Origin of the sequence: Photorhabdus hainanensis (assembly GCF_018448965.1) — a bacterium.
GTDB classification, from domain to species: Bacteria; Pseudomonadota; Gammaproteobacteria; order Enterobacterales; family Enterobacteriaceae; genus Photorhabdus; species Photorhabdus akhurstii.
The window spans coordinates 82,448-107,371 of record NZ_RCWD01000007.1; the positions used below are offsets into that span (position 1 = coordinate 82,448).

Here is a 24,924-nt window from a genome sequence, read left to right on the forward strand (position 1 = left end):
TAACCATTATGAACAAGAGAATGTTTTTCAATCAAGATAGATTAATCAAAACCATCGTTCTTCTGATTGTAGATATATTTATTATCATTATTTCATACTGGCTAAGCATGTGGCTACGCCTTGACAGAGAAGTCCCCATCTACAGCTTACAACATTGGTTAACTATTATATTCACCATACCTTTAACGCTATTTATTTTCTTAAGAATTGGTTTCTACAGATCCATATTAAAATATGTCAACATGAGTATATTGAAATGGACCATTGTTGGTTCATTTCTATCTACTCTATTATTGACCGCAATTTCGTTATACCAGCAAGCATTTCTACCCAGAACTGTACCAATTATCTATTTTTCTTTTCTGGTTATCTCACTCTGCGGCACAAGATTTGTCTATAGAACGCTACGTAATTTAATAAAATATAAAGGCGCGCCTGTTATCATATATGGAGCCGGAGAATCTGGCCGACAACTCTTACCTATATTAAGAGAGCATAGAGAATTCAATCCGATTGCTTTTGTTGATGATAATCATAAATTACACAATTTATCTATTCATGGAATTTGTGTCTTTTCTCCAGAGAAGATAACGCTCTTAGTAGAAAAATATCATATAAAGAAAATATTATTAGCCATACCCAGCGCATCTATATCTGATAGAAAAAAAATACTTGAGAAACTACAAAAAGAGCATTGTGAAATCCTCACCATCCCAAGCTTCAATGATCTGGTTGAAGGAAAAGCGCAAATAAACTCACTGAAACGTGTTTCCATTAACGATCTACTAGGAAGAGAACCAGTTAATCCACTACAAAGTTTACTCAGTAAAAACATTAAAAACAAAAATGTGCTTATTACCGGTGCCGGTGGTTCAATCGGATCAGAGTTATGCCGGCAAATCATCACTCAATCTCCTTCGCAACTGGTCTTATTTGAATTAACCGAATACTGCCTTTACTCAATAGAAAAAGAGTTACAAAAGATAAACTCAGATAGAGATCTGAATATAACGATTACTGCAATTTTAGGTGATATAAAAGATTCAGATAAAATAACCAGAATAATCAATAAATTTAACATTAATACCATATATCACGCTGCGGCATATAAACACGTTCCACTGGTAGAAATGAATACCATAGAGGGCATTAATAACAATATCTTCGGCACCCTTTCACTGGCTAAAGCCGCAGTTAACCAAAAAGTTGACAAATTTGTATTAATCTCTACCGACAAAGCCGTCCGCCCAACAAATACAATGGGCGCAACAAAAAGATTTGCCGAACTGATACTACAAGCTTTTGCTAAAGAGAACAGCCATACAAAATTCTCAATGGTTCGCTTTGGCAACGTTCTTGGTTCATCCGGTTCCGTTGTCCCCCTGTTCGAGAAACAGATAAAAAGTGGTGGACCGATAACCCTCACCCACAAAAACATTACCCGTTACTTCATGACGATCCCGGAAGCCGCCCAATTAGTCATCCAGGCAGGGGCACTGGGCAATAATGGCGACGTTTTTGTTCTGGATATGGGAGAGTCAGTAAAAATTTATGATCTCGCCCGAAAAATGATCCACCTTTCTGGATTAACAGTGAAAGATGGAACCAATCCTCATGGCGATATCGAAATCAAAATTACCGGATTAAGGCCCGGAGAAAAACTTTATGAAGAGCTATTAATTGGTGATAATGTTTCTGGCACCAATCACCCAAGAATAATGACAGCCAATGAAATTTTTCTGACTTGGGATAAATTAGAGCCGTTATTAAATGACTTAAAAACATCTTGTGAAAATTACGATTTTAAAAACATTAGGAAGATCCTTATCAATGCTCCTATTGATTTTCATCCTAAAGATTATATTTACGATCTTCTAAAATAAAATCTATAAATACATTCATGCCATGAAGCTGACTGAAAGTCACATTACCGACATTAACCTTCTGGATAAACAATAACCCTATAAGATTTTTAACACATGAGCAATTAAAAATCACATAATTCAGAAAATAAAAATAACAAGCCAACAAAAACCTCATTATTAGATATATCATATGCATTATACTTCCTTCAATTCCTCCCTTAATAAAGGAAAATGGTTAAACATCTGGAAATTATGGGGCTAGCCCCTTGGCATGAATCTATAAATTTATGAAAAAGTACTCAAATGGCTATATTCACTAATAGTAAAATAACAGCCAATGCCTATGGACTCACCTCTGGTGTCTTCTGGGGGCTAAGTGGCGTGCTTTTCGCATTATTACTAAAAAACACCGCACTTTCCTATTGTTTCTTCATTCCCATCGTACTCGCTTTCCTAAATGATCTGATCTCATGTGGATATATGTTTATATATCTTATAGCTAAAGGAAAATACCGAGCGATACGCCTTATCCCCAAGAACAAGAAAAATGGAATAATTATACTGGCGGCTATATTTGGTGGACCAATAGGAATGTCTTGTTATATTTTAGCTATTCAATACATTGGTATTAGCTACACAGCAACCATTTCGGCAACTTACCCTGCTATTGGCGCACTAACTTCTTTCTTCCTGCTTAAAGATCGCATTCACCTTATCGGTATATTGGGACTAATATTAGCCGTTGTATGCACCATGATATTAGGTTACTCAGCATCAACTCAAACAATCTCTGGCTGGATCGGCTTCCTATTCGCTTTTATATGTGCGCTAGGCTGGAGTTCCGAAGTTGTTATCAGCTCTTATGGCATGAACAAAGATATACCTGCTGATATTGCTTATTTCATCAGGCAATTATCATCCTCAGTGGGCTATTTAGTTATTATCATATTATTCATTCACTCTTTTCCTGGTATTGTAAATATATTCTCAAATACAGGATTATACTCCTTATTATTTTTCACTTCTTTGGTAGCCACGCTATCGTACCTCTTCTACTACAAAGCAATCTGCATGCTGCAACCCATCCGTGCGATGAGTTTAAACATCACTTATGCTATCTGGGCAGTCATCTTTGCTTGTTTGCTGGTAGATGAGCCTATCTCTATAAAACTAGTGCTCCTATGTGTAGGAGTCTCTGCTGGCTCATTCCTAACTGCCGTAAATCCACTTAATATCAAAAAATTGATTTTGACACTTAAATGAATGCGATTCTATTCGTAGCAAGTTTAGGCTCGCTTTAATGTTATAGTTAAAGAAAACCACTAAAACTCTGCTGACCATCAATCATATATTGCCAAATATTCCCGAATCTGCATCAACCACTCCCCTCTCTTCTCTAGCCTTTTAGATAACAATCACTATTGGGTTTCTACACCTTCAAAGATTACGGATTACAGAATCAGGAACATCGTTACCCCACCGATCACAATGCTAAATAAACATAATGTCACAATTAAGCTTTACTACCGAATGGATATCACGGAAATATTGCCACATCCCGAGACGAATGGAATAGCAGCAAACCTGTTGAAAAATAAGGCATCATAGTACGTTGTTGGTAAGGTCTATCTGCCACCCCATGAGCAGTAATACAAATTTCAGCTAACTGTATTCTACCAATTAGTTAAACAAGTGGTTTGTTAAGCTTGACCTAGATAAGTTTACAGTCTAATCTCCCCTCAACTAGTTAAAAAATCTTATCCCCCATTACTTTTTGTTAAGATAGACAAAAGTATTGAGAAATCAGTGCAATAGATAAGATTTCCGAATATCACAGGCACTCTGGGAGCCAAAAACCTAGTGCGGTAGCTTTATCTAATGACTCTTAATATGTTGATTTAGGTTTTTCATCTCTATAAATACGTATGCGAGAAAATTTCCACGTGTTAGACAAAAGCTATTAAATAATTTCATTTAGTGGTTCTCGTGAAATTACCCCAGACTTAAAAACAATATATTATTTGGTCAAATTCATATGAAAGGCATCATCTTAGCCGGTGGTTCCGGCACCAGATTATACCCTATAACAATAGGTGTATCTAAACAGCTCCTCCCGGTATACGATAAGCCAATGATCTATTATCCATTATCAGTACTGATGCTAGCAGGGATAAAAGACATTCTTATTATTACAACCCCTGAAGATCAAATAAACTTCAAACGCCTTTTGAACTACGGAAATAGCTTAGGAATAAAGATTAGTTACGCAACTCAGGATAAACCTGAAGGACTGGCCCAAGCATTCATTATCGGTGAAGATTTCATTGGTGATGACTCAGTTTGTTTAGTTCTAGGAGATAATATCTTTTGGGGACAAGCTTTCTCACCAAAACTACAAAAAGCATCTTCCCAAAAAACTGGAGCTACCATCTTTGGTTATCAAGTAAAAGATCCTGAACGTTTTGGAATTGTTGAATTCGATGACCAGATGAAAGCGATTTCTATTGAAGAAAAACCTAAAAAACCCAAGTCTGACTATGCTGTCACAGGTCTTTACTTCTATGACAATCGGGTTATTAATTTCGCTAAGAAAGTCACTCCATCAGATCGTGGTGAATTAGAAATCACATCAATTAACCAGATGTATCTTAATGATAATTCTTTAAATGTAGAACTCCTTGGCCGCGGTTTTGCATGGCTAGATACAGGCACCCATGACAGCTTACTAGAAGCCGCCACCTTTGTTGAAACTATTGAAAAGCGCCAAGGCTTTAAAATTGCTTGCTTAGAAGAGATTGCATGGCGTAACGGTTGGCTGAATGAAAATGATATAGCCAAAGCTGCTAACTCTATGTCAAAAAACGGATATGGAAAGTATTTACAATCTCTTATTCAGAGGAAGATATGAGTTTAATAAAACTAATTGATTTTAAAATTCTTGGTGATGAGAGAGGACAGCTAATTTCATTAGAAGGAAACAAAAATATCCCTTTTGAAATAAAGAGAGTTTATTACATATTTAATACTAAATCCGGTGTATCAAGAGGTTTCCATGCACATAAGGAGCTCAAACAAGTTTTATTTGCTGTAAAAGGAAGTTGCAGAATACGACTCGACAATGGAAAAATAACAGAAGATATCATCCTAAATCAACCTCAAAAAGGTATATTGATAGACTCATTTATATGGAGAGAAATGCATGATTTTTCAGAAGATTGTGTTTTAATAGTTTTAGCAAGCCAGCATTATGATGAATCCGATTATATAAGAGATTACAAAGTTTTTTCTGATATATATAAAAACACTCATTAGAATAGAATCTCGGTTTTTAATCAATTATATTTAATAACATATTATTTTTGGCAGATAAAGATGATCAATTTTCTTGATTTAAAAGCAATAAATAGAAAATACGAAAACGAATTAAAAGAAGCCAGTTCAAGAGTAATAGATTCAGGCTGGTACATAATGGGGAAAGAGTTAGAATCTTTTGAAAAAGAATTTGCAAAGTATTGTGGCACAAAACATTCGATCGGTGTCGCTAATGGCTTAGATGCTTTAATACTAGTCCTCAGAGCATGGAAAGAATTAGGGAAAATAAAGGATGGTGATGAAGTTATTGTGCCAGCAAATACCTATATCGCATCAGTATTAGCAATTACAGCAAATAACTTAAAACCGATTCTAATTGAGCCAGATCAAAGCACATATAATTTAGATCCTAATAGTATAATATCCGCAATCACAGAAAAAACAAAAGTTATTTTGCCAGTACATTTATATGGTCAAATTTCGCCAATGCCTGAAATCATGAAGATTGCCAATGAATACAATCTATTAGTATTAGAAGATAGTGCACAAGCGCATGGAGCTGAAATAGCAGGTAAAAAAGCGGGTAACTGGGGTAATGCATCAGGATTTAGTTTTTATCCAGGAAAAAACCTTGGTGCTTTAGGTGATGCCGGTGCAATTACAACAAACGATGAAGAATTAACAACCACTATAAAAGCATTACGTAATTATGGCTCACATGAAAAATATAAAAACATTTATCAAGGCATTAACAGTCGATTAGATGAGCTTCAAGCCGCATTTCTCTCTGTGAAATTAAAATATTTAAATATCGAAACAGAATATCGACGTAGCATTGCAAAACATTATTTAGAGAATATTAATAATCCATACATAAAATTACCTATCACCATTAAGCAAAATGCACTCCATCCAGAAAACCATGTTTGGCATTTATTTGTAATTAATTGTCCACACCGGGAAAATCTTCAACAACATCTTTTTGAAAAAGGTATCCAAACGTTGATTCATTATCCTATTCCTCCCCATAAACAACCAGCGTATTCAGAATGGAATACATTAAATTTACCTATTACTGAAAAAATTCATCAACAAGTATTAAGTTTGCCAATTGGGCCAAGCATAACAAAAAAAGATGCAGAAAAGGTCATTACTGCTTGCAATAATTTTAATATTAAATAAGTAAGAATAATGACCCTTTTCAAAACATCAATATTAAGTCTAATAGCTACTGCATTCAAAATGCTCGCTGGATTAGTCATTAATAAAGCGGTATCAATTTATATTGGTCCAGCTGGGCTGGCATTAATCGGGCAATTTCAGAATTTTAGTCAACTAATTATGATAGCGGCGCAAGGTGCAATCAATAATGGTGTTGTAAAATACACAGCTGAATATGGGCCAGACGATTCTAAAACACCTGCCCTTTTCAGTACAGCAGCTAGAATTAGCCTTATAACATCGATTATAGTAGGAATACTGTTAATACTATTATCACAAACTGCGGCTAAAACTATTTTACTAGATATAAAATATCAATATGTATTTATTGTTTTTGGTTTTACTATAGTACTATTTGTCTTAAATGGATTACTATTATCCATATTAAATGGTTTAAAAGAAATTCAAACATACATAAAGATAAATATAATTCAAAGTATTTATGCATTGGTATTTACTAGTGTCTTAATTATTTCTCTTGGATTAAATGGAGCATTAATTGCACTAGCCACAAATCAGTCTATTATATTAATCGTAATATTATTCTTGCTAAGAAAGCATCCTATAATGATGTGGCGAAATTTTACCCAGCCTTTTAACTCTACTATTGCCAAAAAACTAATGGGTTATTCAGCCATGGCAATAACTTCTGCTATTATGGTACCTATATCTCATATAGTTATTCGCAATTATTTAGGTTCAACGCTAGGTTGGGATCAAGCAGGTTATTGGCAAGGTATTTGGTATATATCATCTATTTATCTTATGGTGGTTACTACTGCTTTAAACACTTATTACCTACCAAAATTATCCGAAATTAGCAATAACAGGGAATTAAAAAAAGAAATAATTCTAGGATATAAGTTAATTATACCAATTGTAGTTATTTGTGCTCTACTAATATATTTCCTCAAAGATATAATTATTAATATAATATTTACTCAAGATTTTGCACCGATGAGGGATTTATTTTTATGGCAAGTTATAGGTGATGTCTTTAAAATAGCATCATGGTTACTAGCCTATCTAATGCTAGCTAAAGCTATGATTAAGTTGTTTATAATTACAGAAGTCATATTTGGATTAACATTTATTTTCTTTTCGTATTTGTTTACCCATAATTATGGATTAGTTGGCATGAGCTATGCCTATTGTATCAATTATGTACTTTATCTAATTATAGCTATAATTACAATCATGAAATATATAAAGGAAAGTTAGGAACAATATAATAATTTTCATATTATTTTACCAAACACCACTACAAAACATAAATTTAATAAAAGTAAGTTAGATTTTAAATGAAACCAGTTAATAACAGTTATTACACCCTCATATAATCATGCACATTACATTTAAAAAAACTAATTTATTTCGAAAAATTTTAAATCCCTACACATACATATAAGTATTTTATATACTATTAAATGAAACTATAAAATCCGATCAGAAAATAATTCAAGAATAAGAAGACGTTGTTTTAAATAAGTCAACGCCGCACCAAATCAATCAAAATCAGATAAATATTTTATATAACTGTTAATTAGGTTTATTTATGTCATCTATAAAAAAAATTCTTCTCGTAAATGATACTAGAGGAACACAGGAATATTTATATAGGGCTTTTAATGAAATGGGAATTAAATGTGACATTGCCACTTTTGGATGGCCAACAATAAATAAAATAGATAATGCTATGAATTTTGATCCATTTAGAAAACTTGGCCTATTCGGAAAACCATTTAGGCCATTATTAAACTTATACAATGTAATACGTTTAGACGATTACGATGTTGCATCTTATGTTCACAGGATATCATTTATAGATAAACCCCATTTTTTAAGATATACAGACTTACCAATCTTAAGAAAAAAAGTTGGTGTGATGAGTTATACAGGTCTTGGCTGTGATGAGATTTCATTCATCGCGGGTAATAAAAAGTTACCATATAGTCCATGTAATACTTGCCAAAAATTTGATGACCCTAAACACTATTGTCAGAAAGTAGTAAGACCATTAGGCCAAAAAGCAATCCCTAGGCTCAATGAATATTTTGATTGTGCATTTTCTATTGGTGTTGAATATAGCCATGTAGGAGATTTATTTAAAAATACAGTTATCCCAATGCCATTACCCATTGACATAAATGAAATCCCATGGATGCCAGCAAAATCAAAAAATAGTGGAAAAATAAATATTATTCATACTCCATCCCGGCCCGGCTTTAAAGGTACTTCTATTGTTTTAGAAGCTATACAAATCTTAAAACAAATGAGAAATGACTTTGAATTTCAAGTTGTAACAGGTTTACCATTTTCAGAATATATAACTACTATAAAAGATGCCGACATCATTGTAGATCAAGTTTGGTCTCAGCATCCGGGAGTCAATGCTCTTTGGTTATTAGCTATGGGCAAAATTGTATTTTCAGGTAATACAGATATGGCAAAAGAATACTTCAATTTATCAAGTGATTGCCCCATATTTGATGCCAGCCCAGATCCTACTTTGCTAGCAAAGAAACTTAACGAAGCTATTGAAATGAAAAATACCTATTCCTATTTATCAGAAATAGGTAAGAATTATGTTAAACAACATCATGACCATATAAAAGTCGCTAGTACTTATCTAAAACACTGGCAAACTATCAAAGATATTAAAAACACATAATAAACTTTATCTAATTCCAAATATCCTATAAACCTTATTAAAATTATAATAAAGAAAGAAAACAGATGATTATAGTAATTGGATTCAGCGAAACATTTACCATATTAACATTACTAATTACTACTACTTTTTTAATAGATATTACCTCTTGAATTTTCTATTATGACCAATAAATTTAAAGCTGTTTTTTTTGTTACAAGCTTAATGGTGTCTTTATCTCCATTACTCAGTTTCAGCATACATATAAATGGAAATATAACATCAGCTATATCATGTATTATGCTAATATTAGTTTTTCTCCTCGAGGGAAGAAAAGCTAATACACTGGCTATTAGCATGTCACTCCTTACTCTAGCTTCCGCTATACTCTTCTCCTTGAGGTGGGAGTTACCATCATTAATTTTTTATCCAATATATTTTCTTTTATCCTTATACGTTACATCATTTCTGTCAATAGAAGAAAAATCGCTAATTGTATCATATCTTTCGTGGATTATGCTTTTCTTATGTATAGGAGCAGCTGTTGGCTTCGTTTATGCACTATTAGGAGGAGAGCCTATTCTAAAAATAAAAAATCCAGATGGGAGGGAAAGTGATTTATTTTTGTCAACAATGACAAATTGGACCGCAGGTAAATTAATTAGGCCATCAGGTTTATTTGATGAACCCGGTGCATTTTCTTTTTTTATTTGTTTAACTTGTGCGATGAGAAATCTCCTTAATAAAGATAGAAAGTTTACATGGCTACTTCTATTTCTCGGATTTATTACATTAAGTGTTGCACATGTTATATATGTGTTTTTTCACGCTATATCTGAAAAAATCAGAATAAAAAAATTGTTTTTTCTATTAATCATAATCATGTTTTCTTTTAGCATATTTTCTTTTAATAATGAGGAATCTAAATTAATTAATAAGTACTTTCTAGATAGATTTAAAATAGAAAATGGAAAAATGGCTGGAGATAACAGAACAGATCTTATGATAAATGCATATAATATGATTGATGAATCTAGCTTCTTTTTCGGAAAAGATCACGCGTGTATTACAGATATTGATAATTGCAATACCAGGCATCCTCCTTTTGGTGAAAATATTCTAAGTCCATTAGCGCTGACAGGGCTTCTCCTATCATTGCCTTACTATCTAATTCTCCTATCTATTATTTTTCTTGGTTTTAGAAAACGAAAGAATCTATATTTTGTTGGCGTTATGTTATTATTATGCCAACGACCATATGTCATGTCATATGGTTATTCATTAATAATACTTCTATTTTACATTCTAGCATTAAATAAACAATGTTATATTTTTCCCTCTATAACCAAAAGAAAATTTTCTATTTATAATAATTACTCAATTATGAAAGTAAAAAACCATCTCCCTAGAAAACAATGACACCTTTAAAGCTACACAGCTTCAAATTTTTAAAATCAACTCCTTTTTAACATCTGTACCATATCGTTAACAAAACAATTACTATAGCGGATATCTATATTTAACCAGTAAAAAATTAAATTATAAATAAAAGTGATAATCATATGATTAATGTAATTTGCGCAGTATATAATCAAAAGAATAATATTGAAAGAACCATTATATCTTTCGAAAAACAGAAATATCAAGATAAGAAACTTATTATTATAGATGGTGGCTCTACAGACGGTACAGTTGAAGTATTAAAAAAATATCAAAATATTATTGATTATTGGGTAAGTGAACCAGACCATGGAATTAGTGATGCCTTCAATAAGGGTCTAGAACAATGCGAGAATGGTTATGTTTATTTCTTAGGTGCTGGAGATACTTTCTTAAATGAAAATGTGATAAACATAATGCTTGAAGGCTGTAACTACAAAACCAATCTTTTAGTTTGTGGACGTATTAGACGCATCAATCCTAATGAATCCAATGAGCATATATTGTTTACTACACCAAAAACTAATAAATTTAATAAGCACAGCTTACTATTCAAAATGAGTTTACCTCATCAAGGATTATTTACTTCAACTATCTTCTTTGAAAAATACGGAAATTTTAGTTTGTCATGTAAATATGCTATGGATTATGAGCATCTATTAAGAGCTTATCACGCCTTCCCCTCAGTTTTGATGAAAGATATTACTGTAGCAACATGGATAACAGGTGGAATTGGAACGAACAAAACAAAAGAGGTACTACAAGAATACCATAAAATAAAATTAACCAATAAAATTGCACCAAGGTGGATACTTTCATTAATAAATAACTACACACTTATGAAATACATGATAAAAAGGTTATTGAAGCGTGCATAAATACATATCCTTAAATATATTAAAAATCATAGGTATCTTAGCTGTTATTATGGGACACATCAATAACCCTTTCAATAATTATATATACCTTTGGCACATGCCATTATTTTTTTTCTTATCAGGGCTGACCTTTAATTATAAATTATTTAGGACAACGGCTATAGTTAAAGATGCTAAGAGACTGTTAATTCCATATTTTATATTTTCTACACTTGCTTTAATAGTTGAGATATCAAAACGACTACTTTTGTCTAGAGAATGGTTAAATGAGTTGCCTAACTTATTTACATCAATATTCTTTAATATAAGTTCATCGATACATACTTATGGCTTCGTTCTTTGGTTTTTACCTTCTTTATTTATAATTAAAACATTATCAAGATTACTACTATCTAACAGTTTTTCTCGGCTTTCATATCTTGTTTTTCTTTATATTATATCTTATGTTTCTATATTTAATATCAATTATCTTGTAAATCTACCTTTTTCTTTAGGGCAATCCCTTATAGGCATTAATTATTTCTTATTAGGAATAATAATCTCTAATATACTATATAAAGAGAATAAATTAAACTATAAATTCACATTGACAATGTTATTTTCCAACTTATTATTTATAACATTACAAACAATTAATCACTCTTCACTTCCAGATATAAATATAGGTATAGTGCAATTTAATTTCTCTAATTTAAATTTTTTATATCCTACTGCTATAATTTTAGTATTATTATCCATTACTGAGTTAACATTTCATAAATATAATTCGACTTATTTGACTTTTTTATCATCTTGTACCATGTTAATATTTATTTTTCATCCGTATACAAATAATATAGCCTTCTTGATTAATCAAAAACTAAATTTTAATTCTTCCTATTCTTGGCTTATTCAATTTTTTCTTAATTTAATTTTTCTTTCACCTATCATCTATTTAAAATTGAATTATAATGGAAAGAGAATCTTCAAATATGTATGACTTTATTTTTATAACACACCTTCCTGCTTTCTACAAAATAAATCTCTATAATGAAATAGCAAAAAATTTCAAGATAATGGTTATTTTCATTTCATCAACATCTAAAATAAGAAATTCTAACTTCACTGATGCTAACATCAAATTTTCATTTAAAATTATAAATAATGTAAATTTTGAAGAGAGAAACAAATTCAAATCTACTATTAAATTAATAAAATTATTATATTCTTTTAGATATAAAGAAGTAGTATTAGGTGGCTGGGATTTAATAGAATTTTGGTTTATCACAGCTATAAACAAAAAAAATAAAATTGCTTTATCTTTAGAATCGAGTATTTTTGATAGCTCAACTACTAGTTTTAAAAAAGTAACAAAGAAAATATTTTTATCTCGGATAAATAAAGTTTATTGTAGTGGTAAACCACATAAAATGCTTCTAGAAGCCTTAAATTATTCTGGACAATGTATTATCACAAAGGGAGTAGGTTTATTGAATTGGAAGGAAATAAGATCAACAAGAGAAGACAATTCATTTAATAATAAATTTATTTATGTAGGTCGCTTATCCCCGGAAAAAAACCTAAATTTTCTTGTTTCATATTTCTCAAAAAAACCACATCTACGCTTATCTATAATCGGCGATGGTCCAAGTAAAAATGAACTCATTGCTATCTCATCTGAAAATATTTCATATTATGGCTATATCAATAATAATAATGTAGGTGAGTATCTCTTATCTCATGGTGCCTTTATACTTCCCTCAATATCAGAACCTTGGGGGTTAGTTGTTGAAGAAGCACTTTATTATGGTCTTCCAGTTATTTGTTCGAATAAAGTAGGTTCTTCTATTGATTTTGTATCAGACTTAAAAAGTGGTTATATATTTAACATTAATGACGAAAACTCTTTAGATAAAGTTATTCAAAAACTCGGCAATGAATATTCTAATATTTTATCTAATGTGCGGAAAATCGATTTCGATAAAATACGGCAACATCAAATAAGGTCATATAATGTCTAATATCAATATAATAACATTTTCTGATTCTCGTGGAGGAGCAGCTAAGGCAGCCTTGCAGCAAGTACGTTCCATTTTAGATGAGGAAACTTTTTCAATTAAATTTTTTGTTGCCGAAAAACATTTATCAGAATCTTTATCCATTGGACCTAATAAACTCGATTCAATGTGTCACATCATAAAGAGGGTTCTTTCATTAGCAATATCCAAGCTACAGATCACCACCAATAAAACAAAACATTCTTTAAACCTTTTCAGTTCATCACATGTCTTAAAAAAAATAGATCTAAATGCAGACATTATTCATTTTCATTGGCTTAATAATGATACTCTGTCGATAAAAGATCTAGAAAGAGTTCTAAAAAGTACAAAAGCCAAAGTAATTATTACTCTTCATGATGAATGGTTTTTTTCCGGTAGTGAACATTATATAAAATTTGATAGCACTCGTTTTTTATCTGGCTATACTATTAATAATAAAGATGTGTATGGATTAGACTTAGACAGATGGACATTTCAAAGAAAATTAAAATTAAAAACACTATTGGAGAGGAATAATGTTATATTTACAGTACCATCTGAATATTTACTTCAACGTGCTAAAAATAGTTTCTTATTATCTAATACTAAAATTATAAAAATTGGCAATATTATCAATGATAAAGATTTTAAACCAATAGATAAAAAGTTAAGTCGAAAAATACTGGGATTACCTGAAAACAGCTTTATTATTGCCTATGGTGCAATAGGAGGTGGAAAAGGTAATACATTGAAAGGTTATGATCTATTGAAAGATGCTCTCGATAAACTAAAGTCTTTTAATTATGAGATAAACAAAAAAATATTATTATTGACATTCGGTGGAAGAAAAAATAACAAATCAACTTTGTCAGGATTTGATATGTTAAACTTAGGGCATATTGATTCTAAAGAAAAATTATCTACGGTTTATTCTTGTGCCGATATTACCATTACTCCTTCTAGAGCCGAGTCTTTTGGACAAGTCGCAGCAGAAAGTTTATTATGCGCCACTCCTGTAATTGCTTTCAATAATTCAGGATTAACCGACCTAATACAACATAATAAATCAGGTCTTTTAGTTAATGCATTTGACACTACCAAATTAGCAAATGCTATCTTAAAGATGCTAATCATGCCTGATAGAGATAGAATTATGATGGGAGAAACAGGGAGAAACTTTATTCTAAAAAACTTCACTCCAGATGTTTTATCTAACGACTGGAAATTACTTTATAATATTGATTTAAGAAATAGTTAATAATGATGAATACAAAAAAAGCATTAATAACAGGTATTACTGGGCAAGATGGTTCTTATTTAGCGGAGTTTTTATTAGAGAAAGGATATGAAGTTCACGGGATAAAACGTCGTTCATCTTCATTCAATACTTCACGAGTTGATCACATATATCAAGATCGCCACGAAAATAACCCTAATTTCTTCTTGCACTATGGTGATCTGACAGATTCATCCAATCTAATCCGTTTAGTACAAGAAATTCAACCGGATGAAATATATAATCTTGGTGCTCAATCTCATGTCGCAGTTTCTTTTGAATCGCCTGAATATACTGCGGATGTCGATGCATTAGGCTCATTAAGGCTGCTAGAAGCTATCCGTATTAATGGATTAGAAAAAAAGACACGTTTCTATCAAGCATCAACTTCTGAACTTTATGGATTAGTACAAGAAATACCGCAAAAAGAAACTACCCCTTTCTATCCTCGCTCCCCTTATGCTGTAGCCAAAATGTATGCTTACTGGATCACAGTAAACTATCGTGAATCCTATGGCATCTATGCGTGTAATGGTATCCTATTTAATCATGAGTCTCCACGTCGTGGTGAAACATTTGTAACCCGTAAGATCACACGAGCTATCGCAAATATAGCTCAAGGATTAGAAAAATGTTTATATCTTGGAAATATGGATGCTTTACGTGACTGGGGACATGCTAAAGATTATGTGCGTATGCAATGGATGATGCTTCAGCAAGAAACAGCTGAAGACTTTGTCATATCAACCGGTAAACAAATATCAGTCCGTGAATTCGTTCGTATGTCTGCCAAAGAAGCAGGTATCGAATTAGAATTCAGTGGTAAAGGTATAGATGAAATCGCTACAGTTACTTCAATACAAGGTAACAATGTCACATCAGTTAAAGTAGGTGACGTCATAGTTAGAATCGATCCTCGTTATTTCCGTCCTGCTGAAGTCGAAACTTTATTAGGTGACCCAACTAAAGCCAAGGAAAAATTAGGCTGGACACCTGAAATTACAGTGGAAGAGATGTGTGCTGAAATGGTTGCTAATGATTTACAACAAGCCAAACAACACGCTCTATTAAAAGCTAGTGGTTTCAATGTAACAATCTCAGTAGAGAATTAATAATGCTTAATAAAAAACGAATCTTTGTAGCAGGCCACCGTGGTATGGTTGGTTCTGCAATTGTACGCCAACTTCAAAATAGACAAGACATAGAGCTAGTTCTTAAAAACCGTGGAGAGCTGGACTTAATTTCTCAGTCTGCTGTACAGGATTTCTTTGCCAAAGAAAAAATTGATGAAATATATTTAGCAGCAGCAAAAGTAGGTGGTATTGTTGCTAATAATACCTATCCTGCTGAATTTATTTTTGAAAATCTAATGATAGAGTGCAACATTATTCATGCTGCCCATTTATCCAATATCCAAAAGTTGTTATTTTTAGGTTCATCTTGCATTTATCCTAAACTTACTAAACAGCCGATGGCTGAAAGCGCATTACTGACTGATACACTAGAGCCAACTAATGAACCCTACGCTATTGCAAAAATAGCAGGTATTAAACTGTGTGAGTCTTACAATCGTCAATATGATCGGGACTACCGTAGTGTTATGCCAACCAACCTCTATGGTGAAAATGATAATTTTCATCCAGAAAATTCCCATGTCATTCCAGCATTGCTACGCCGCATTCATGAAGCAAAACAAAATAACGATGCAGAAATCGTTGTGTGGGGTACAGGAGAGCCAATGCGAGAATTCCTACATGTAGATGATATGGCTGCTGCTAGTGTATATATTATGGAGCTTTCTAGTGATATCTATAAAGCAAACACTCAGTCAATGCTTTCCCATATCAATGTAGGCACAGGAGTTGATTGTACTATCCGTGAATTAGCAGAAATGATAGCTAAGGTAGTTGGTTTTACTGGTAACATCATATTTGATACCAACAAACCTGATGGTACTCCCCGTAAATTAATGGACGTAAGCCGTTTATCTCAACTAGGTTGGAACTATCAAATACCTTTAGAAACCGGTTTAAATATGACCTATCAATGGTTTTTAGATAACCAAAATAATTTTAGGAAATAGTATGGGACAAGTGTTGAATGACTCATTATTCAAAACTATTGTGGCTAACACTCCCCTAATCTCTATTGACCTTATTATTCAAAATTCCCAGAAAAAAATATTACTTGGGAAAAGAATCAATCGCCCAGCTCAAGGTTACTGGTTCGTGCCTGGTGGACGCGTCAGAAAAAAATGAAACGCTTATTAACACACTTAATCGATTACTTAAAGAAGAGCTAGGAATAAGCACATCATTACCCAATACAACATTTCTTGGGCCTTTTGAACATTTCTATTCTGATAGTTTTCTTGAAGAAGACGTCAAAATCCACTACATAGCACTTGGATATAAATTAAACATTGATCTGGATTTATCAAAATTACCTAATATTCAACACGATCGTTATCGCTGGGTTAGCATTAATGATCTATTATCTGCTGACGATGTACATCTACATACCAAATACTATTTTCAATATAGGAAGTAACCGATAATGTTATTACCCGTAATTATGGCTGGTGGGACTGGCAGTCGCTTATGGCCCCTATCTCGTACTCTTTATCCGAAGCAATTTTTATCATTAGCTTCGGAACTAACTATGTTACAGGAAACATTTACACGGTTAAAAGAACTTCCACATCTACCCCCACTAGTGATATGTAACGAAGATCATCGTTTTATTGTTGCGGAACAATTGCGCCAGAAAGATTTAATTTATAGTGACATTATCCTTGAACCTGTAGGTAGGAATACTGCCCCAGCTATCGCTTTAGCTGCCCTACATGCTATATCAAAAGGTGAAGATCCTTTATTATTAGTATTAGCCGCTGATCATGTAATACAAGATAAATCTTCTTTTATTACCGCAATTAAAAAAGCTCAATCACTAGTAGATGCTGATAAGCTAGTAACATTCGGTGTTGTTCCTCACACTCCAGAAACTGGATATGGTTATATTCGACAAGGAGAACTTATAACTAATGATGTATATAAGGTTGCCTCTTTTGTTGAGAAACCAGATTTGCAAACTGCAAAACACTATTTATCCTCAGGTAACTATTACTGGAACAGCGGCATATTTGCTTTTAAAGCATCACGCTATTTGGAAGAACTCAAAAAATATCAACCAGATATTTTTTCTATTTGCCAGAAAGCGATCTCAAGCGAACACCAAGATTTAGAATTCATTAGGCTCAATAAAGATGTTTTCCAAAAATGCTCTGATATTTCCGTTGATTATGCAGTAATGGAGAAGACTAATGATGCAGTAGTCGTTCCTATGGATGCAAAATGGAATGATGTTGGATGTTGGTCTGCACTATGGGAAATAAATGATAAAGACGCTAAGGGAAATGTCATTCGGGGTGACGTATTAATGGAAAATACTAGTAATAGCTATATTTCTTCTCAGAATAAACTGGTTGCTACTGTAGGGATCAATGACCTAGTTATAGTAGAAACCAAAGATGCAGTATTAGTTGCACATAAAGATAAAGTTCAAGATGTAAAAGGGATCGTCAGCCAACTAAAACTCAATAATCGAAAAGAACACCAACAGCACAGAGAAACCTATCGCTCTTGGGGCTCCCATGATGCTATTGCAAACAGTATTCGTTATCAAGTGAAAAAAGTAACTGTCAAACCAGGGCGACATATTACCACTCAAATTCATTATCATAGGGCTGAGCATTGGATTGTTGTATCAGGCATAGCGAAAGTGCACAATGGTGAAAAGACATATCTAGTTACCGAAAATGAATCAACTTATATTCCTGCTGGTGTTGCTCATTCTATTGAGAATCCAGGAAAAATACCATTAGAAATTATTGAAGTTCATACTGGTAGTTATCTTTCTGAAGATGATGTAGAACGGGTTGGAAATCATGGTATGGAATATTAATAATGAAAATAAGTATTATTACCGCAACATATAATAGTGAAAAAACGCTTGCTGACACTTTATTATCTCTGGAAAAACAGACTTATCAGAATATAGAATATATTATTATTGATGGAGCATCTGAAGATAATACACTAATGATGATTAATAAAAACTCAACTCGTGTAACCACTATTATCAGTGAACCAGATAAGGGTATTTACGATGCTTTAAATAAAGGAATTGCGACAGCTACTGGTGATATCGTTGGCTTCCTACATTCTGATGATTTATTCGCATATCCCGAAGCTATTGCAGATATAGTGGCTATGTTTGAAAAATATAAATGTGAAGCTGTTTATGGTGATCTTCAATATGTATCGAAAAATAACATAAACAATGTGGTTAGGTATTGGAAAAGTGGCCCATTTTACCCTAAAAAGATGCAGTACGGCTGGATGCCTCCACATCCTACTTTTTATATGAAACGTAAATTATATAATAAGTGGGGAGGTTTTGATTTGAATTTTAAAATATCCTCAGACTATGACTCAATTACGAGATACATTATAAACCACAATATTAAATTAATATATTTACCCAAAGTAATCATTAAAATGAGGATCGGTGGTGAAAGTAATCGCTTAGAAAATACACTTCTTAGATCTAAAGAAATCATTCGTATAATGAAGAGTCGCCGTATTTTTTGGCCTATAGCTCTGATTTATAGAAATTTATCTAAACTTCCCCAATTTTTAAAATAACACTATGCCTAAATTATCTTGTTTCAATGCATATGATATCCGTGGCCAACTAGGTGAGGAATTAAATGAAGACATCGCCTATCGCATTGGTCGAGCTTATGGTGAATTTATCAAACCTGAATCCGTGGTTATTGGGAGTGATGCGCGTTTAACTAGTGAAAGCCTCAAACTTGCTTTGAGTCGTGGTTTACAAGATGCAGGCTCTAATGTCCTTGATATAGGACTTTCAGGTACCGAAGAAATTTATTTCGCAACTTTTCATCTAGGTATTGATGGTGGGATTGAGGTTACAGCCAGCCATAATCCTATAAACTATAATGGGATGAAACTTGTTGGAAAAGATTCGAAGCCAATTAGCGGCAATACGGGGTTAAAGGAAATACAACACCTCGCTGAAGTAAATAACTTTTCTACCTTTAACAAAAGATCCCGTGGTAACTATAAAAAAATAACTATTTTAGATAGTTACATAACTCATATCCTAAATTATATTGATACTAATAAATTAAAACCTTTAAAACTGGTTGTTAATAGTGGGAATGGCGCTGCTGGTCATGTGATCGATGCTATAGAATCTCGCTTTAGAGAACTAAATGTTCCTATTGAATTTATAAAAATTCATCATAAAGCTGATGGTAATTTCCCTAATGGAATTCCTAATCCACTATTACCAGAATGTCGACAAGATACTTCTGAAGCAGTGAAGAGATACAATGCTGATATAGGCATTGCATTTGATGGCGATTTTGATCGTTGTTTCTTTTTCGACGAAAATGGATGTTTCATTGAAGGATATTACATCGTTGGGTTATTAGCTGAAGCCTTTCTGAAAGATAATCCAGGACAGAAAATCATTCATGATCCACGCCTTACATGGAACACTATAGAAGTCGTTACGTCGTCTAATGGTATTCCTATCCTGTCAAAAACAGGACACGCTTTCATTAAAGAAAGGATGAGAGAAGAAAATGCTATCTATGGTGGAGAAATGAGCGCTCATCATTATTTTAGAGAATTTTCTTATTGTGATAGTGGCATGATTCCATGGCTATTAATAGCTGAATTACTTTCTATTAAAGAAAAAAATCTTAGCCAACTAGTACAAAATCGCATTGAAGCATTTCCCTCATCGGGTGAAATAAACAGTAAATTACTCGCGCCTCAAGAGGTTATTCAGCGCATTTTAAACACTTATCAAAAAGATGCTATCTCAATTGATTACACAGACGGTATTAGTATTGAATTCAAAGATTGGCGTTTTAACTTAAGAACATCTAATACTGAACCTGTGGTTCGTTTAAATGTAGAATCTAAGAATAATATACCATTGATGCGACAAAAAACAGATGAAATATTAAAACTACTAAAGTAATGAATACACAACTCTAATCATTGAAGGAATAGATTATATCATTTACGTACGGTATTCTAGCTTCTGAAAAAATAATCTGATATTGTTGTGATTAATTATTTTTACCACGAATCAAATAAATCACTATGCTAAGTTGAAAAACTAACTAGTAAACAAATGAAACTCTATCAAGAAAATATGTTTAATATGAATCAAAGATCATTATACATCAACATTATATTAAATACTTAACCAGATAAAATCCGTTTATTTTATTTAACCAACCCATTATTATTAAATGCCACAATAAAAATCATTTAATATAAGTTCATTAACAGATACTGAAAAATATCTTTTAATATTAATCTGGCCCTATCTTTAACTATAAAACAATACGCAATGAATTTTTGGGATGAACCATAAGCCTTTAAAGATATAAAGAGAAGGAATTATCATAATGATTCTTTTAACTGGTAGTACAGGGTTCGTTGGTAGAGCCATTCTTGATAAATTATCAGGAAAATTAGTTAAAACTCTTGGTCGTACTCGCCCAACAAACCAATCCTCTAATTTTTTCAGTGGCACTATTGACTGCGATACTAACTATTCTCTAGCACTGGAAGGTGTTAAAGTTGTTATCCACTCAGCCGCTCGAGTCCATATCATGAATGATTCAGTATTGAATCCATTAGCTGCATTCAGAGAAGTCAATGTTGAAGGAACTCTAAATTTAGCACGCCAAGCAATAGCAGCTGGAGTTAAACGTTTTATTTTTATTAGTTCTATCAAAGTAAACGGTGAAGAAACAAACCCCAGCACCCCATTCCGATATAATGATATACCCGCACCAAGTGACGCTTACGGGCAATCTAAAGCTGAAGCAGAAGAAGAACTAAAAAAATTAGCAAATCTTACGGGAATGGAACTAGTAATCATTCGTCCACCTTTAGTCTATGGCCCTGGCGTTAAAGCTAATTTTAGGTCATTAATGACGGTAGTGAACAAAGGCTTCCCCCTGCCACTAGGCGCTATTCATAATCAGCGTAGTTTAGTAGCACTAGATAACCTAGTTGATTTGATCGTGACCTGTGTCGATCACCCACAAGCAGCAAATCAAACATTTATGGTCAGCGATGATCAAGATATTTCCACTACTGATCTTCTAAAAAAAATGGCCAATGCTCTGGATAAACCATCAAGATTAATCCCAGTACCAATGAATTGGATTCGTTTCGTTGCCGGTTTGCTTCGTAAGAAACCTATTGCTGACAGATTATGTAGCTCTTTACACGTGGATATTACTCATACTAAGCAGGTTTTAGGTTGGACCCCACCGGTTACAATGGATGAAGAATTAGCCAAAATTGCTAGTGTGGAATTTAATAAATAAATTGGATCAATTATTACCCATGACCACTTTGATAATTCGTATATTTGATATTATATTTTCCTTAATAGGGTTAATTATAACTTCCCCGATCTTATTTATCTTAACTATTATCGGATTATTTGATACAGGTTCACCTTTATTCCGGCAAACACGTGTAGGACGATTTCAAAAACCGTTTACTTTGGTCAAGTTACGTACTATGAAAATAGATACAGCTTCTGTTGCAAGTCACTTAGCTAATTCTTCTTCTATTACTAAATTTGGTAGTTTCTTACGTAAAAGTAAGTTAGACGAGCTACCACAATTATGGAATGTATTAAAAGGGGAAATGAGCCTTGTCGGACCTCGACCTTGTCTCTTTAATCAAGAAGAACTAATCACTGAAAGAAAACTGCTTAATGTATTTAATGTGAAGCCAGGAATTACAGGGTTAGCACAAGTGAACACCGTAGATATGTCTACACCAAAATTATTAGCTGAAATGGATGCTAATATGATTAATTCACTCACATTAACTGATTATTTCAAATACATTATCCAGACGGTTGCTGGTAAAGGTTCTGGCGATAGGGTTAAATATTAATAGTCCTTTCTCATGTCTTTTAATGTTACAACTATTCAAAGTAGCAATATTAACCTCAACCATGCAAATTAGTAGGCATAAAATATAATGTTAATTTATTTTCTTGCGCTTCCACGAAAGCTCAAACGAACTATTTCTATTTTAGTGGACATAGGACTATTGAGTATTGCTTTTTGGGGCGGATATTGGGTTCGTCTTGATGCACAAATCCCCATTTCTAATTTACCTCAATGGGGACTATTAGCAATACTCACGCCAGTGACTATACTAATTTTTATAAAATTGGGATTATATCGAGCAGTATTGCGCTATGTAGGCTTTAAAGTTTTATGGACAGTAGCTCTGGGAATTTTGGTATCTACTATATTACTAGTAATATCAGCTTTCTTTTTTAGCATTTCCCTGCCACGTACTGTACCTATAATTTATTTCTCATTTGCTATATTGTTAGTCGGTGGCATCAGATTATTTTTCCAAATGTTAGTTAATAGAAATAAAAACAATAGAATTCCTGTATTGATCTATGGTGCCGGTTCATCAGGCCGACAATTACAATTAGCACTAAATCAAGGGCAAGAGTACTTTCCTGTCGCATTTGTTGACGATGATATAACCTTACATAAAACAATGATTCAAGGAATTAGTGTCTATCCAACAGAGAATATTGATGAATTAATTCTTCGTTTTAACATTAAGAAAATATTATTAGCAATACCTAGTGCACCCAAGTCAATACGTCAAAATGTCATCCACCGCTTAGAACATTTTCCGTGTGAAGTTCTCTCTATTCCAAGCATGACTGACTTAGTAAAAGGGAATGCATTTATTGATGAATTAAAAGAGGTTTCTATAGAAGATCTATTAGGACGTGATCCTGTGGAACCAATACCTGAACTAATGAATGCAAATATAACGAATAAACATGTCATGGTAACAGGAGCTGGTGGTTCTATTGGTTCTGAACTATGCCGTCAAATATTACGCTGTAAACCTGCTAAGTTAGTATTATTTGAATTATCTGAATATAACCTTTACACAATTGACAAAGAACTTAATGAACAATGTCATCGTGAAAGTATTAAAACTGAGATTATACCCCTTCTAGGTTCAGTTCAACATCAATGCCGCTTAAGTACTGCAATGATTAGCTTCCAAATTCAAACTGTCTATCATGCAGCTGCTTATAAGCACGTTCCTTTAGTTGAATATAACGTAGTCGAAGGAGTACGTAATAATATATTTGGTACTCTTTACAGTGCTCAAGCTGCTATAGAAGCTGGTGTTGAAACCTTTGTTTTAATTTCAACAGATAAAGCGGTTCGTTCTACCAATACTATGGGAGCGACTAAGCGTATGGCAGAATTAATTTTACAGGCTCTAGCTGAGGCACAAAATCAAACCCGTTTCTGTATGGTTCGTTTCGGTAATGTATTGGGATCATCAGGTTCTGTAGTACCACTGTTTCGCAAACAAATTCTGAATGGTGGCCCTATCACTGTGACTCATCCAGATATTATTCGTTACTTTATGACAATTCCAGAGGCTTCCCAATTAGTAATTCAAGCTGGGGCCATGGGTACTGGAGGAGATGTCTTTGTACTTGATATGGGCAATCCTGTTAAGATCCTTGATTTAGCTCACCGTATGATTAGATTAAGTGGCCTAACATTGAAAAACAAACAAAACCCAGAAGGAGATATAGAAGTAAAAGTTGTAGGACTCCGCCCAGGTGAAAAGTTATTTGAAGAGTTATTAATTGGTGACGCAGTAAATAATACAGCTCACCCACGTATTATGACTGCTCAAGAGAACATGTTACATTGGCCAATACTGCGTGAACTTTTAGTCGAATTAGCAGATGCATGTTGCAACCACGATTACAAGCAAATTCGCCAATTATTATTAAAAGCGCCAGCAGCATTCTCACCAGTAGATGGAATATGTGATCTAGTTTGGAAAGCCAAACAAAATCTCAGTCGTAATGTAACCCAAGCCAAAAAATATGATATCGAATTTTTTATAGCTGAATCGCATATACCCTATGGATTTCAAGATGCATCGCGACGGCAAGGGAGCGAATCCCCGGGAGCATAGCAAACTATGTGACCGGGGTGAGAGAGTGCAGCCAACAACAAAGAAGCAACTTGAAAGATGACGGGTATATACCCTTTCATAAGCCCAAGAATCACCACACCGAATCTATCAACTGACTGGAAATGTCAGAGTTGAATGTT

Annotated in this window: 20 protein-coding genes and 1 pseudogene; all 21 read left to right on the top strand. The window is 33.2% G+C overall.

The genetic code is table 11. From position 1 onward, the window contains the following. Positions 1–8 precede the first annotated feature (8 nt). The 21 genes and pseudogenes from EAE92_RS06300 (at position 9) to EAE92_RS06400 (ending at position 24,784) form a co-directional block, all read left to right on the top strand. Complete coding sequence (locus tag EAE92_RS06300; RefSeq protein ID WP_214067450.1) at positions 9–1,883, top strand: polysaccharide biosynthesis protein; 1,875 nt, start codon at positions 9–11, stop codon at positions 1,881–1,883. Between the two features lie 285 nt (positions 1,884–2,168). Then, positions 2,169–3,128: a DMT family transporter gene (locus EAE92_RS06305; RefSeq protein ID WP_214067451.1), complete on the top strand. Its 960-nt coding sequence runs from the start codon at positions 2,169–2,171 to the stop codon at positions 3,126–3,128. 772 nt (positions 3,129–3,900) lie between these two features. After that, positions 3,901–4,773, top strand: coding sequence for a glucose-1-phosphate thymidylyltransferase RfbA (rfbA, locus tag EAE92_RS06310; RefSeq protein ID WP_214067452.1), 873 nt, complete (start codon positions 3,901–3,903; stop codon positions 4,771–4,773). Then, complete coding sequence (locus EAE92_RS06315) at positions 4,770–5,177, top strand: sugar 3,4-ketoisomerase (RefSeq protein WP_214067453.1); 408 nt, start codon at positions 4,770–4,772, stop codon at positions 5,175–5,177. The genes rfbA and EAE92_RS06315 overlap by 4 nt, the downstream gene beginning before the upstream one ends. Positions 5,178–5,237: 60 nt before the next feature. Beyond that, on the top strand, positions 5,238–6,359 hold the full coding sequence (locus EAE92_RS06320; protein ID WP_214067454.1) for a DegT/DnrJ/EryC1/StrS family aminotransferase: 1,122 nt from the start codon (positions 5,238–5,240) through the stop codon (positions 6,357–6,359). Positions 6,360–6,368: 9 nt separating this feature from the next. Next, complete coding sequence (locus EAE92_RS06325; protein ID WP_214067455.1) at positions 6,369–7,619, top strand: O-antigen translocase; 1,251 nt, start codon at positions 6,369–6,371, stop codon at positions 7,617–7,619. Positions 7,620–7,953: 334 nt separating this feature from the next. After that, complete coding sequence (locus tag EAE92_RS06330) at positions 7,954–9,069, top strand: hypothetical protein (protein ID WP_214067456.1); 1,116 nt, start codon at positions 7,954–7,956, stop codon at positions 9,067–9,069. A gap of 162 nt (positions 9,070–9,231) precedes the next feature. Beyond that, positions 9,232–10,467 carry a hypothetical protein gene (locus EAE92_RS06335; RefSeq protein WP_214067457.1) on the top strand — a complete coding sequence of 412 codons (1,236 nt, stop codon included), beginning with the start codon at positions 9,232–9,234 and terminating at the stop codon, positions 10,465–10,467. 143 nt (positions 10,468–10,610) lie between these two features. Then, a complete protein-coding gene (locus tag EAE92_RS06340) occupies positions 10,611–11,366 on the top strand; it encodes a glycosyltransferase family 2 protein (RefSeq protein ID WP_214067458.1) in 756 nt (251 codons plus the stop codon). Next, positions 11,359–12,345, top strand: coding sequence for an acyltransferase family protein (locus EAE92_RS25365; protein WP_214067459.1), 987 nt, complete (start codon positions 11,359–11,361; stop codon positions 12,343–12,345). The genes EAE92_RS06340 and EAE92_RS25365 overlap by 8 nt, the downstream gene beginning before the upstream one ends. Then, positions 12,317–13,366 carry a glycosyltransferase gene (locus EAE92_RS06350; RefSeq protein ID WP_214067460.1) on the top strand — a complete coding sequence of 350 codons (1,050 nt, stop codon included), beginning with the start codon at positions 12,317–12,319 and terminating at the stop codon, positions 13,364–13,366. The genes EAE92_RS25365 and EAE92_RS06350 overlap by 29 nt, the downstream gene beginning before the upstream one ends. Continuing rightward, complete coding sequence (locus EAE92_RS06355; RefSeq protein ID WP_214067461.1) at positions 13,359–14,642, top strand: glycosyltransferase; 1,284 nt, start codon at positions 13,359–13,361, stop codon at positions 14,640–14,642. The genes EAE92_RS06350 and EAE92_RS06355 overlap by 8 nt, the downstream gene beginning before the upstream one ends. 5 nt (positions 14,643–14,647) lie before the next feature. Further along, positions 14,648–15,772 carry a GDP-mannose 4,6-dehydratase gene (gene gmd, locus EAE92_RS06360; RefSeq protein WP_214067516.1) on the top strand — a complete coding sequence of 375 codons (1,125 nt, stop codon included), beginning with the start codon at positions 14,648–14,650 and terminating at the stop codon, positions 15,770–15,772. Positions 15,773–15,774: 2 nt separating this feature from the next. Further along, entirely contained in the window at positions 15,775–16,743 is a 969-nt protein-coding gene (gene fcl / locus EAE92_RS06365) for a GDP-L-fucose synthase (RefSeq protein ID WP_214067462.1), read from the top strand. A gap of 1 nt (position 16,744) precedes the next feature. Further along, positions 16,745–17,210: pseudogene (locus EAE92_RS06370) on the top strand (GDP-mannose mannosyl hydrolase). 6 nt (positions 17,211–17,216) lie between these two features. Beyond that, positions 17,217–18,623 carry a mannose-1-phosphate guanylyltransferase/mannose-6-phosphate isomerase gene (locus EAE92_RS06375; protein ID WP_214067463.1) on the top strand — a complete coding sequence of 469 codons (1,407 nt, stop codon included), beginning with the start codon at positions 17,217–17,219 and terminating at the stop codon, positions 18,621–18,623. Between the two features lie 2 nt (positions 18,624–18,625). After that, the gene (locus EAE92_RS06380; RefSeq protein ID WP_214067464.1) at positions 18,626–19,366 is read left to right on the top strand and encodes a glycosyltransferase family 2 protein; all 741 of its coding nucleotides are present in this window, start codon (positions 18,626–18,628) and stop codon (positions 19,364–19,366) included. A gap of 4 nt (positions 19,367–19,370) precedes the next feature. After that, entirely contained in the window at positions 19,371–20,738 is a 1,368-nt protein-coding gene (gene cpsG, locus EAE92_RS06385) for a phosphomannomutase CpsG (RefSeq protein WP_214067465.1), read from the top strand. A gap of 436 nt (positions 20,739–21,174) precedes the next feature. Beyond that, entirely contained in the window at positions 21,175–22,107 is a 933-nt protein-coding gene (locus EAE92_RS06390) for a UDP-glucose 4-epimerase family protein (protein WP_214067466.1), read from the top strand. A gap of 19 nt (positions 22,108–22,126) precedes the next feature. Further along, positions 22,127–22,690, top strand: coding sequence for a sugar transferase (locus EAE92_RS06395; protein ID WP_246545037.1), 564 nt, complete (start codon positions 22,127–22,129; stop codon positions 22,688–22,690). Between the two features lie 87 nt (positions 22,691–22,777). Next, positions 22,778–24,784 carry a polysaccharide biosynthesis protein gene (locus EAE92_RS06400; protein ID WP_214067467.1) on the top strand — a complete coding sequence of 669 codons (2,007 nt, stop codon included), beginning with the start codon at positions 22,778–22,780 and terminating at the stop codon, positions 24,782–24,784. Positions 24,785–24,924: the final 140 nt, after the last annotated feature.

Bases quoted from the DNA above. Each gene is read 5' to 3' on its own strand.
- EAE92_RS06300 (WP_214067450.1), top strand. From the start codon at position 9: ATGAACAAGAGAATGTTTTTCAATCAAGATAGATTAATCAAAACCATC.
- EAE92_RS06305 (WP_214067451.1), top strand. From the start codon at position 2,169: ATGGCTATATTCACTAATAGTAAAATAACAGCCAATGCCTATGGACTC.
- rfbA (WP_214067452.1), top strand. From the start codon at position 3,901: ATGAAAGGCATCATCTTAGCCGGTGGTTCCGGCACCAGATTATACCCT.
- EAE92_RS06315 (WP_214067453.1), top strand. From the start codon at position 4,770: ATGAGTTTAATAAAACTAATTGATTTTAAAATTCTTGGTGATGAGAGA.
- EAE92_RS06320 (WP_214067454.1), top strand. From the start codon at position 5,238: ATGATCAATTTTCTTGATTTAAAAGCAATAAATAGAAAATACGAAAAC.
- EAE92_RS06325 (WP_214067455.1), top strand. From the start codon at position 6,369: ATGACCCTTTTCAAAACATCAATATTAAGTCTAATAGCTACTGCATTC.
- EAE92_RS06330 (WP_214067456.1), top strand. From the start codon at position 7,954: ATGTCATCTATAAAAAAAATTCTTCTCGTAAATGATACTAGAGGAACA.
- EAE92_RS06335 (WP_214067457.1), top strand. From the start codon at position 9,232: ATGACCAATAAATTTAAAGCTGTTTTTTTTGTTACAAGCTTAATGGTG.
- EAE92_RS06340 (WP_214067458.1), top strand. From the start codon at position 10,611: ATGATTAATGTAATTTGCGCAGTATATAATCAAAAGAATAATATTGAA.
- EAE92_RS06350 (WP_214067460.1), top strand. From the start codon at position 12,317: ATGGAAAGAGAATCTTCAAATATGTATGACTTTATTTTTATAACACAC.
- EAE92_RS06355 (WP_214067461.1), top strand. From the start codon at position 13,359: ATGTCTAATATCAATATAATAACATTTTCTGATTCTCGTGGAGGAGCA.
- gmd (WP_214067516.1), top strand. From the start codon at position 14,648: ATGAATACAAAAAAAGCATTAATAACAGGTATTACTGGGCAAGATGGT.
- fcl (WP_214067462.1), top strand. From the start codon at position 15,775: ATGCTTAATAAAAAACGAATCTTTGTAGCAGGCCACCGTGGTATGGTT.
- EAE92_RS06375 (WP_214067463.1), top strand. From the start codon at position 17,217: ATGTTATTACCCGTAATTATGGCTGGTGGGACTGGCAGTCGCTTATGG.
- EAE92_RS06380 (WP_214067464.1), top strand. From the start codon at position 18,626: ATGAAAATAAGTATTATTACCGCAACATATAATAGTGAAAAAACGCTT.
- cpsG (WP_214067465.1), top strand. From the start codon at position 19,371: ATGCCTAAATTATCTTGTTTCAATGCATATGATATCCGTGGCCAACTA.
- EAE92_RS06390 (WP_214067466.1), top strand. From the start codon at position 21,175: ATGATTCTTTTAACTGGTAGTACAGGGTTCGTTGGTAGAGCCATTCTT.
- EAE92_RS06395 (WP_246545037.1), top strand. From the start codon at position 22,127: ATGACCACTTTGATAATTCGTATATTTGATATTATATTTTCCTTAATA.
- EAE92_RS06400 (WP_214067467.1), top strand. From the start codon at position 22,778: ATGTTAATTTATTTTCTTGCGCTTCCACGAAAGCTCAAACGAACTATT.